The sequence below is a fragment of the Streptomyces sp. W16 genome (genome assembly GCF_033194735.1).
Classification (GTDB): Bacteria; Actinomycetota; Actinomycetes; order Streptomycetales; family Streptomycetaceae; genus Streptomyces.
Map to the genome: position 1 here is coordinate 1 of NZ_JAWOAI010000372.1, position 10,123 is coordinate 10,123.

General features: G+C 68.5%; 15 protein-coding genes. 9 read left to right on the forward strand and 6 right to left on the reverse strand.

Going from position 1 to position 10,123, the window contains the following annotated elements:
* The 6 genes from mshD to R6V09_RS36175 form a co-directional block, all read left to right on the forward strand.
* Window positions 1–604, forward strand: a 604-nt coding sequence (gene mshD, locus R6V09_RS36150; RefSeq protein ID WP_317885698.1) for a mycothiol synthase, incomplete at its 5' end; no start/stop codon positions are given.
* A gap of 395 nt (window positions 605–999) precedes the next feature.
* Complete coding sequence (locus tag R6V09_RS36155; protein WP_398874370.1) at window positions 1,000–1,218, forward strand: hypothetical protein; 219 nt, start codon at window positions 1,000–1,002, stop codon at window positions 1,216–1,218.
* Window positions 1,199–1,735, forward strand: coding sequence for a DUF6879 family protein (locus tag R6V09_RS36160; protein WP_317885699.1), 537 nt, complete (start codon window positions 1,199–1,201; stop codon window positions 1,733–1,735). The genes R6V09_RS36155 and R6V09_RS36160 overlap by 20 nt, the downstream gene beginning before the upstream one ends.
* Window positions 1,719–2,576, forward strand: coding sequence for a helix-turn-helix domain-containing protein (locus tag R6V09_RS36165; protein WP_317885700.1), 858 nt, complete (start codon window positions 1,719–1,721; stop codon window positions 2,574–2,576). Before R6V09_RS36160 ends, R6V09_RS36165 begins: the two co-directional genes overlap by 17 nt.
* Window positions 2,577–3,000: 424 nt before the next feature.
* Window positions 3,001–3,225 (forward strand): DUF397 domain-containing protein, encoded by a 225-nt coding sequence (locus R6V09_RS36170; RefSeq protein ID WP_317885701.1) that lies wholly within the window; start codon window positions 3,001–3,003, stop codon window positions 3,223–3,225.
* A gap of 85 nt (window positions 3,226–3,310) precedes the next feature.
* Window positions 3,311–3,778 carry a hypothetical protein gene (locus R6V09_RS36175; RefSeq protein ID WP_317885702.1) on the forward strand — a complete coding sequence of 156 codons (468 nt, stop codon included), beginning with the start codon at window positions 3,311–3,313 and terminating at the stop codon, window positions 3,776–3,778.
* A gap of 179 nt (window positions 3,779–3,957) precedes the next feature.
* On the opposite strand, the gene R6V09_RS36180 is transcribed toward R6V09_RS36175, so the two are convergent.
* On the reverse strand, window positions 3,958–4,371 hold the full coding sequence (locus R6V09_RS36180) for an ATP-binding protein (RefSeq protein ID WP_317885703.1): 414 nt from the start codon (window positions 4,369–4,371) through the stop codon (window positions 3,958–3,960).
* Window positions 4,372–4,638: 267 nt separating this feature from the next.
* Here R6V09_RS36180 and R6V09_RS36185 point away from each other — a divergent pair, with 267 nt between their 5' ends.
* From R6V09_RS36185 to R6V09_RS36195, 3 genes are read left to right on the forward strand one after another with little or no spacing between them, the layout of a single operon-like run.
* On the forward strand, window positions 4,639–5,457 hold the full coding sequence (locus R6V09_RS36185; protein WP_442810213.1) for a helix-turn-helix domain-containing protein: 819 nt from the start codon (window positions 4,639–4,641) through the stop codon (window positions 5,455–5,457).
* Window positions 5,458–5,461: 4 nt separating this feature from the next.
* A complete protein-coding gene (locus R6V09_RS36190; RefSeq protein WP_317885705.1) occupies window positions 5,462–5,650 on the forward strand; it encodes a DUF397 domain-containing protein in 189 nt (62 codons plus the stop codon).
* Window positions 5,647–5,853, forward strand: coding sequence for a DUF397 domain-containing protein (locus tag R6V09_RS36195; RefSeq protein ID WP_317885706.1), 207 nt, complete (start codon window positions 5,647–5,649; stop codon window positions 5,851–5,853). Before R6V09_RS36190 ends, R6V09_RS36195 begins: the two co-directional genes overlap by 4 nt.
* Before the next feature lie 11 nt (window positions 5,854–5,864).
* Here R6V09_RS36195 and R6V09_RS36200 read toward each other — a convergent pair whose 3' ends face one another.
* The 5 genes from R6V09_RS36200 to R6V09_RS36220 all read right to left on the reverse strand — a co-directional run.
* Window positions 5,865–6,527 (reverse strand): ABC transporter, encoded by a 663-nt coding sequence (locus R6V09_RS36200; RefSeq protein ID WP_317885710.1) that lies wholly within the window; start codon window positions 6,525–6,527, stop codon window positions 5,865–5,867.
* A gap of 59 nt (window positions 6,528–6,586) precedes the next feature.
* Window positions 6,587–8,116 (reverse strand): ABC transporter permease, encoded by a 1,530-nt coding sequence (locus tag R6V09_RS36205; RefSeq protein WP_317885707.1) that lies wholly within the window; start codon window positions 8,114–8,116, stop codon window positions 6,587–6,589.
* The gene (locus R6V09_RS36210) at window positions 8,113–8,973 is read right to left on the reverse strand and encodes an ABC transporter ATP-binding protein (protein WP_019064516.1); all 861 of its coding nucleotides are present in this window, start codon (window positions 8,971–8,973) and stop codon (window positions 8,113–8,115) included. Before R6V09_RS36210 ends, R6V09_RS36205 begins: the two co-directional genes overlap by 4 nt.
* A 66-nt stretch (window positions 8,974–9,039) precedes the next feature.
* Window positions 9,040–9,879, reverse strand: coding sequence for a zf-HC2 domain-containing protein (locus R6V09_RS36215; protein WP_317885708.1), 840 nt, complete (start codon window positions 9,877–9,879; stop codon window positions 9,040–9,042).
* Window positions 9,876–10,123 (reverse strand): RNA polymerase sigma factor (locus R6V09_RS36220; RefSeq protein ID WP_317885709.1); only part of this gene is annotated, 248 nt, incomplete at its 5' end. The genes R6V09_RS36215 and R6V09_RS36220, both read right to left, overlap by 4 nt.

Here is a 10,123-nt window from a genome sequence, read left to right on the forward strand (position 1 = left end):
GGCGCTGCTGGCCGCCTCGGGCAAGCGGCTGCGGGTGTGGGCGCACGGCGGGCATCCCGCCGCCCGGCATCTGGCGCAGGTCCTCGGGCTCGCCCTGTTCCGCGAACTGCGCCAGCTACGGCGGTCGTTGGCGGATCTGGAGCTGCCCGAGCCGGTGCTTCCGGAAGGGGTGACCGTACGGACCTTCGTGCCCGGCGCCGACGACGCGGCCTGGCTCGCCGTCAACGCCGCCGCCTTCGCCCACCACCCCGAGCAGGGCTCCCTCACCCAGCGGGACCTGGACGACCGCAAGGCCGAGGCGTGGTTCGACCCCGAGGGCTTCTTCCTGGCCGAACGCGCCGGTGAACTGGTCGGCTTCCACTGGACGAAGGTCCACGCGGAGGAGCAGCGGGGCGAGGTGTACGTCGTCGGGGTACTGCCCGGCGCGCAGGGCGGCGGGCTGGGCAAGGCCCTGACGACGATCGGCCTCCGGCATCTGGCGGGGCGGGGGTTGCCGACCGCGATGCTGTACGTCGACGCGGACAACAAGGCGGCGGTGTCGGTGTACGAGCGGCTCGGGTTCACGACGTTCGAGACGGATCTGATGTACCGGTCGGAGTCGTGACGGTTCGCTGCGCTTGCTTGGGCCGCGTGTGTCGGCCGGGGGGGAACTGGGTTGTTCCCAGTACTACTTGTGCCTGATCACCAAGCTCTCCGACACGGACAGTCACACAGGCCGACCTGACCATGCCGGTCTCCGGCGCATCCGTAGCCAGCGCAGTGCGCTGTCTGCGCCTGCCCACGATCTGGCTCGACGACACGAGCGGAGACCTGCTCCCGACCGCTGCCGGTCAGGCGTCGCTCACGTGACCGACTCCCCGTAGGGGCTGGTCAGAGCTTTTCCTTTGGTGACTCGCGCGCACGGTTCTATGCGACTTCGTGACTGGAATGCGGGCTGCCCTTGTGGTGAGAGTGTGACCGTCCGTAGCTTGCTGACCACAAGGACCAGAGGGGGTCTCGGTGGACGAACTGCGGATGATTGCCGGCGGGCCGTGCCGGAGTGGCGAGGACGACAAGTGCGGGAACGGCGACTGCCCAACCGTGTACGCCACCCCGGAGCCGGGCATGTTGGCGATCCAGGGCTACGACGTGACCCATCCGACGCCGGACGGCGAGTCGGTCGTACTGATCCCGGAAGACATCCTCAAGGAGGCTGCCCGTGCCCGTGGATGGTTCTAGCCCTGTACTGCTGGACGGCGACGAGTGGCAGGCGTACTTCCGCAACTTCCAGCGCTCCGCGTTCCGACTGGAAGTCCACCAGACGTACACAATGCCCGCCGAGGCTGAGACGGTCCGTGACTTCCTCGCCGGAGCGTCGATGCCGGAGGGCTTCAACGCGCCGTGGCACCAGATGATCCGGGATCACGGGGCGGCCGGGCGAACGATGACCCGGGCCAAGATCGTGCGCCGACCTCTCACGCCGTACAGCCGCTATCTGTTCGAGTGGTGCATCCCCGGGAATGTCGCGGCAGGGGAGGACTATCAAATCGTCGATGTGACCGATGGATTGAACCCCGGACTGCCGGAGCAAGATTTCTGGCTGTTCGACGAGACGACGGTGGTTCATCTCAACTACCGTCCCGACGGAACGCAGATAAACCGGGAACTGATCCAGAACCCGGACGTCGGCAAGTATCTCGCCTGGCGGGATCTAGCACTAGAAAGCGCCGTACCGTTCAGTGCCTATCGAACCTGAGACACAAGCACGGGAACGGAAGGATCTGGCGGAGGCCCTCCGGAGTCTCCGTCGCGCTTCCAATCTCAGCGGCGAACGTCTGGCGCTGCGCTGCAACATGAGCCAGACGAAGATCAGCCGTATCGAAACCGGCCGTGCTCTACCCACGGTTATTGATGTCGAACGCATTCTCAAAGCCCTCGCTGTTCCCGACGAAGTCGCGAACGAGTTGCTTGCTCTGGCTCGACGGGCGAATGTCGACTACGCGTCCTGGCGTGCCTACGCGCGAGTTGGCCTCTACCACAAGCAAGCCGAGCTGAAGGCGCTTGAGTCCTCATCACGAGTGATGCGGCATTTTCTCCCTGCCGTCCCCACCGGTCTTTTGCATGTCCGCGAGTACGCCACAGAGACGCTCTCGCCCACCGTGGACGGTGACCCGGTCAGGGATGTCGCAAGGGCTGTACAGGCCCGAATGGATCGCCAGGCCATCCTGGATGACACGTCACGCTCATTCTGGTTCCTGATGACCGAGCAGGCCGTCAAGTGGCAGCGGGCCGGCGCCCGAGCGATGGCTGCGCAGTGCGCACACATGGTCGAGGTCAGTAGAAAACCCAACGTCGAGTTGGGGATAGTCCCGCAGGGCGTGCAGGTTCCCGGCACTCCCATGAACATCTTCGTCGTGTACGACGATCGCCTTGTGACGATCGAACTGTTCTTCGGGGAAGTCGTGCTGCGCGACCCCAGGGATATATCCCAGCACCTGAATCTGTTCGACCTCTTCTGGACACGCGCTCTCACTGGCGAGGAAGCTTCGTCCTTCCTTGAGGAAGCTGCGGACGGGTTTATGCGTCAACGCAACTAGCGCTCCACATGAGTCTCTTGGGGCGCGAAAATGAATTCATGGAGAGTGAAGAGAAGACCTCGAACCCCGGCTGCCCTGCTTGCTTTATCCTGGATGTGAGGCTGCGTCGGCATCTGGCAGAGGTGCACGGGTCATGAGCACGGGAGCGAACTCGGACCTCTTCGCCGACCGCCCCTTGATGACCATGCGGGTCTCTCGTGACTCCGGGCGGTCCTGGGAGCCTGAACGATCTGTTTTCGGCGGCGACTATCTGATTCCCCTGGCCACTTCGGAATGGCCACCTTGCCAGTGCCCGCGTTGCACCGAGCGCGGTGAGCGCTCCGATCGCTGAGGCGTACGTCCTCCTCTCCCATGAACTCCCGCCCCGGACACGGGCGGCGGCGGTCAGTCATGGCCGCGATCAGCCAAGCAGGAAGGTGCAGCGATGCGATACGGAACTGACCTGTACGCGCTCGACATTGACGGCGCTTCATTCGTGAAGGCGTGCGGTGGCCCTTGCACCGAGGGGTGCGTGACCCTGGCGCGGATTGGTGCGGACGCCTGGGCGTTGGGCGACAGCAAGCGGCCGGGCACGGAACCGTTGCGGTTCACCACAGAGGAGTTGGACGCGGCCGGTATCGACCCGGCGCGCTTCGGCCTGAACATCTGATCCGTCCCCCTCTGTCGGCCGGACCGGGCCCATCGCCTGCCCTTGGACCCGGCCCGGCCGGCACTTCTCGAAACGGGAACGACTGGTGCACCACCACGGCTATCTGTGGACCGGCCCGAAAGAGCGCTTCGACCAGGAGGCGCTACGGCGGCCCCCGCATCCGGAGCCTCCCCCTGCCGGAAGCAGGCCGGAGCTGATCCAGCGCTACCGCGAAGTGGCCTCGGAGTTCCCGACGGTGGATCTTCCGCCGCTCGAAACGGCGTACTGGCTCATCAAGCCGCGTTCGTTGGTCCGTGCCACGTGGGACGAGGCGAAGGAAGCGGCGTCATGGCTTGGGGAGCAACTCGCGGAGTATGCACCCCGGTTCGCGTCCGAGGCCCAGCGCGACACCACCCAACTGGCCCGGCTGGTGAACTCCGCCGCCGAGCGGCTGGGGTCGGGGGCCGATGTGTCGCTCGGCTTCTATCTCGAACGCCCCTCGTATCTGTCCCTGGCGCTGGTGACGTGCTCCCCGAGCCGGTCGATTCCTGAACTGACCTGCCCTGTGCGTTAGTCCCGGCAGAACATCACCTCAAGCCGGGTCTTCGAACGTGAGCGGTGCGGCCCTTTGCCCGTCCCCGCCGGAGCAGACCTTCCCCGCAGAAGTGTGACACTTTCCGCTTGAGTGTCACACTTCTGCGGCTCGCCCCCTGACGCCGAGCGCGCTGCACGTCACTCAACTTCGAAGCCCCCTCAAGCCGCAGCGAGCTCGCACCACACGAGCTTCCCCCGCCTGCCGTTCCGGGACAGCGGCTGCCAGCCCCACTGGTCGGCGCAGGCCCGGACCAGTGCGAGGCCGCGACCGTCCTCCGCGTCACCGAGTTCCTCCAACTGCCTTGGCGGCTCCGGAGGTTCGGGGTCGGCGTCCCAGGCCCCGAACCGCAGCACCCCCGCCGACCAGCTCACCCGCAGGGCGGCGGGCCCCTCCGCGTGGAGTACGGCGTTGGCGACCAGCTCCGTCGCGAGGAGTTCGGCGGTGTCCGCCAGCCGGATCAGACCGTGCACGGTGAGGATCAGCCGGAGGGTGCGGCGGCTGACGGTGACGGCACGCAGGTCGTTCGGGATGTAGAGGCAGTACTCCCAGGGGGTGGGCGGGTTTTCGGGCATGCGTCAACTCCGGTTCGGTGATGGGGGTTTCGGAGATCTGCGGAGTATCGCGGGCGGTGGCAGTGCCACAGCCGTCCCGGCAGGACGGAGTGGTGCGCTTCCGGTACCCCGGGATTACCGCAGTGTGTGCGTCGCATCACCGACGGTAGACCTAGCATTTTAAGTTTCGCAAGCCGGTCGCGTAATCTGACCCCCGAACGAGTCGCGCCCACCGGCGCGTTGGGAGGAACAGTCGTGGCATTGAGGCGCGAGCCAACGGCACGTCAGATGCGCCTGGCGGTCGAGTTGCGCAGACTCCGCGACGCGGCAGGTCTCGCGGCCCGCGAAGGAGCAGCGCTGCTCGGAGTGAGCTCCGCGCAGATCAGTCAGATCGAGGCGGCCCTCGCCGGCGTCAGTGAAAAGCGGCTGCGCCGCCTGGCGGCCAACTATGCAGCCACGGATGAGGAGTTCATCGACGCCCTCGTCGCCATGGCGACCGACCGGACCCGCGGTTGGTGGGAGGAGTATCGAGGTTCGCTGCCCACACCGTTCCTCGACCTCGCCGAGCTGGAGCACCATGCCAGCTGCCGACGGGACGTGGACTTCCTGCACATCCCGGGCCTTCTACAGACCGAGGACTACGCCCGGGCCCTCTTCTCCTACGTGAACCCGGAGTTCCCGGAGAGCGAGGTGGAGAGCTGGGTGGAACACCGGATGAAGCGCAGGACCATCATCGAGCGCCCCGACCCGATCCCGTACGAGACGTTGATCCACGAGGCGGCCCTGCGTATCCGGGTCGGAGACCAGATCGCGGCGCGGGCCCAACTCACCCGTGTCCTGGAACTCTCCGAAGCCCCCCACGTCACCGTGCGTGTCATCCCCTTCGATCTGAACGGCTTCGGCGGGGCCGGAAGCGCCATGGTGTACGCGGGCGGCGCCGTCCCACAGTTGGACACGGTGGTACGTGACGGCCCCAACGGCCCCGTTTTCATTGACTCCCAGGCCCAGCTCAATCGCTATCGAGCCCTCTTCCGTAGGGTGGAGGCGGTGTCACTTGAGCCCGAGCGTTCGCGTGACTTCATCCACAGGCTGGCGAAGGAGCTGTGACCGCATGATCACCCCTGGCATATGGCAGAAGTCATCGTTCTCCGGGGGCGGCCAGGGTGACGCCTGCGTGGAGGTCGCCCATCGCCACCCGCACATAGCCATCAGGGATTCCAAGGTCCCGGCCCGAGCCACCCTCACCTTCCCCACCGAGGCCTTCACCACCTTCATCAACAGGCTGGCCAAAGAGCTGTGAGGCACCCCACGGACACCCGCGGCCTCTGGCGCAAGTCGTCCTACTCCGGCGAAGGCGACGGCAACAGTTGCGTGGAGATCGCCAACCGCCCCGCCCGCGTAGCCGTACGCGACTCCAAAGCCCCGGCCCGAGCCACGCTCACCTTCCCCACCCCCTCCTTCACCGCCTTCGTAGAAGCCCTGAAGGAGAACCCCGGACCCTGAACGCCTCGTCCTCAGACGCCGGACGGGCGGGATGGCGCTGACCGTGTTGCAACAAGTCGCCTACGCCTGACCGGCTCCGGCCCACAAGCCGCCCACACCAGCCCCGCCCCCACCAACACCATCGCCCAATGGTCGTGCCCCACCCCCCACTGCTTCTCCACCGGCGAGACGTACATCCCCCAGTCGTTGGGGAGGGCGAGGGGCGACACCAGGGCGATGACCAGGAAACCGGCGGCCACCCGTTGACCCGGTTCCGGTTCGGCTGTGAAGCGGAGGGCCGCTGCCGCTGCCGCGAGGGAGAGGACCGCCGCCGCTGCCGCCTCCAGGGTCATGTCGCCCACCGGAGGGCGGATCTTCGACGGGATCAGCAGGACCGCCGCCGTCCACCAGGCCGCCGCGAACGGGGCCACCAGCGCTACCCGCAGGGTCGTGCGGAGGATGCGGCGGGTCGGTACCGAGGACGTCAGGTCGCGGGTCGGGTCGTCCAGGACGAAGGCCAGGCCCAGGGCGAAGGTGAGGGCGGCGGCGCGCAGGGCGATGAGCGCGGACCACTGGTCCGGTTCGTCCGAGAGGAGGCGGGGCAGGGCCGCGATCAGCAAGGCCACCGCTGCGGTCGCGGCCAGCGCCCGTATCGGGAGGGCGCGCAGGACGGGGCGGATCAGCTGCGCCAACACCCTTGCCGTAGAAGGGGGTTGGACTCCCGTCTGCTCGGTCTCCCCGCTTCCCCTCGTCATCACTCGCACTTGTCAGCCCCACTGGGAGCCTTGACGCCCAGCAGCTGGGCGACCTTTGCCGTCGTCACCTTCGGAGAAATCAGTTCCGCCCAGTGCGCCTTCACCTTCGGGGTGACCGTGGACGGGCCCTCCGCGAGCAACTCCCTCACGACGCTGGTCTGTCCGGCCGTCATGGTCATTCCGTTGGTCGGCGACAGGACGGAGGCGGAGCCGGTCACGCTGTCGTCCAGGCGGACCGCGCGGAGCTCGGTCACCGGGTCGGACGTCCAGCCCAGGGCCAGCCACATGATGGTGACCATGCGGCCGTCGCACACGTCACCGCCGGCCTTCTCGTTCCCGAGGACCAGTACGGAGGCGACCGCCGCGGAGAACTCCGGTGTCCGGGGTCCGCCCCACATCGTGCGGACGGTGACCTGGTTCGGTGCGGTGGACGGGTCGATCGCGCCGTCGGCCTCCATGCCGTAGCGGGCCTCGACGCGTTGCTGCACAAGCAGCTTCTGGATCTGTGCGGTGCCGCCCGCGAGGGACTGCACGTGGTCCGTGACCTCGGCCCATGTCGCCGTCCTGGGGACCCACTCGGGGAACGCGCAGTACGTCGAGCGGCCGTGCCGGACGCAGGACTGGACCTTCTGCGGGTTGAGCGTGGCCACCGTGCGAGCCGCGACCGTCTCCGACGAGACGCCGGCCGCCTGGCCGATTCCGCCGACCACGCCGAGGGCGATCGCTCCGGCCAGCGAGCCTGCCAGTACCGCCGTCGACGTCTTCGTGCGGCCCTTGCTGATCAGTACCGCGAGCAGGGCGAGGGCCAGCGCCAGGCCCGTCAGGTACAGGGCGTGCGAGGCGGCCGGGCGGCCGATCAGGTCGGAGGGGATCGTCTTGGTGCTCCCCTCGCCGACGATCGGGGTCAGCCAGGCCGTGGCGCCGCCGCCGATCGAGACCGGTGCGAGGACGGAGAACACGAGGAGCAGGACCGCTGCCACCGGGATCGCGAACGGCTTCGGCACCAGCCTGGCCATCAGCAGGCCGATCGCCCCGCAGAGCAGCACGCACAGCGGGCCCACCAGCAGCTCGCCCATCGAACCGTGCCCCACCGCCGTCGACTTGACCGCCTGCCGGCCGAACTGGGCCGCCACACCCAGCGCGACGAGTCCGGTCACCGGCAGGATCGACAGCGCGTGCGCTGCCGTACGGCGCCAGGGTTCAAGGACAAGGACGCCGAACAGCCGCTCCGTGTCGTGCCGTTGGGAACGCAGCACGGACTGGTTGACGCAGAGCAGGACCGCGAAGCCGACCAGCAGCGGGCCCGTCTGGGTGGCGCGGTCGACGTCCTGGAGGGCCGGATAGCCGTTCCAGTCACCCTTGGTGCGCCACACGATCCAGGCGACGTAGGCCGCCAGCATGAACAGCACCGGGATACGGAGGAGGAGTTTGCGGGACTCGAAGCGGGCCAGAGCGAAGATCGCCCGCCATGACTCGCGGGCCGGTGCCGTGGTCGTCTCGGCGGGGGTCTGGGTCAGTACAGTGCTCATGCCGTCGCCTCCGCGTGCATGCCGTCGAGGGTGAGCAAGTAGCCGTCCTCCAGGGTGGGTTCGACGAGTTCGGCGCCGGGCGGCGGGTCGCCCACGTTGCGGAAGACGCCGAGGCCGGTACGCCAGCCCGCCTTCGCGTTCGGGTCCCGTTCCGAGCTGCTCCACACGCGGCCCGCGGCCCGTGCGGTGAGTTCGGCCGGGGTGCCGTCGAAGCGGACGCGGCCGGCGGCCATCACGACGACGCGGTGGCAGAGCATCGCCACGTCCTCGGTCTGGTGGGTGGACAGGAGAACCGTTCGCCCCTCCCCTGCGCGGGCGATCAACTCCCTGAAGCGCATGCGCTGTTCGGGGTCCAGGCCGACCGTCGGCTCGTCCAGGACCAGGAAGCCGGGGTCGCCCACCAGCGCCGCCGCGAGCGCTACCCGCTGGCGCATACCGCCGGACAGCTTCTTGATGCGCTTGCCGCGTACGTCCGACAGGTCGACCTCGGCCAGCACCCGCCGTACCTCGTTGTGCCGGGCGGTGCGGTCGGTCAACTCCTTGAGGATCGCGACGTAGTCGACGAAGTCGAAGGCAGAGAAGTCTGGGTGGAAGCCCGGCGTCTGCGGGAGGTAGCCGAGCACGCGCCGGGTCTCCTGGCGGCCGGCGGGTGTGCGCGGGTCGTGGCCGAGGACGGTGAAGGTGCCCTCGTCGGCGGGGACCGCGGTGGCCAGCACCCTCAACAGTGTTGTCTTGCCGGCCCCGTTGGGACCCAGCAGGCCGGTGACGCCTTCGGTGAGCCGCAGCGACACGTCGTCGAGGGCGGTCGTCAGGCCGTAGCGCAGGCTGAGCCCGGCCGCGGAGACGGTGGTGGTCATGACGTACTCCAGTCAGGAAGAAGTCGTAGAGAGTCGTGGAGAAGAGAGGAAAGTGCGCGACAGCTGTCACGCCGTGTGGCGGAAGCCGGATGTCCTCGTGTCGAAGCGGTCGCGGGCCAGGTAGAGGAGGCCCGCGGCGAGGACCGCCACCGCCGCTGCCACCGTCTGGCCGGTCGCGGTGAACGGGGCGAGCGTGCCGCCGTGCGTCGCCCGCTCATGGGCCGTCACCAGCAGGGCGGTCCAGGCCCCGCCGACCACACCCGGCGCGAGGACCGGGCCCAGGCGCGGGGTCAGCGCGAGGCTCGTCGCGGTGAGGGCGAGCGCGGGGAGCAGCCAGGCCAGGGCGGCAAGGCCGTATCCGGGCAGGGCCAGGGTCGCGAGGCCGTTGAGGCCAAGTCCCGCCACCAGTACGGCGGTTGTTCGGATCATCAGGAGCTTGAAGCCGTGCATCGGGGCTACGACCGTCATCTCGTAGGTCGGATCGAGCACCGGGCCGTACGCCATCGCCACTCCCGCGAGCGGCAGCAGCGGAGCGAGGGCGAGGAAGACGTTGGGCGACGCGACGTTCGACGCGTCGGTCACCAGGACCGTCATCACGAGCAGCAGCGCCACCGCGCCGAGCCACGAGCGGCGCAGCACCGGCGTCGCCGCCAGCAGCCGTGCCGTGTGGTCGGCGACACCGATCCGCACGAGCAGCGACTCCACCAACCCCCTTTTGGGGGCGTCGAGTTCGGCGTCGAGGCGCTCCCAGCCCGCGTCGAGCGCGACGGGATCGGTGACGGACGCCAACAGGGCCCGGCAGTCCGCGCACTTGGCGATATGGGTGTCGGCGGACCAGAGCATGGGCGGTGCCAACTCGCCCCGCGCATAGGCGCGTACGTCGTCTTCGGCCACATGCCAGGTCATGCCAGCTCCTCCCGCAGTTGCTTACGGGCCCGCATGGCCCGCGTCTTGACCGTGCCGGCCGGAATGCCCAGCAGCACGGCGGCCTCCCGGGTGGTCAGCCCGTCGATCACGGTGGCCTGGAGGACCGCCCGCAGCTCCGGCGAGAGCCGGACCAGCGCGCCGGCGAGGTCCCCGTGCTCCACCCCCGCGAGCACGCGCTCCTCCGCCGACGCCTCGTCCCGGTGCCGCAGCCGCGACAGTGCCT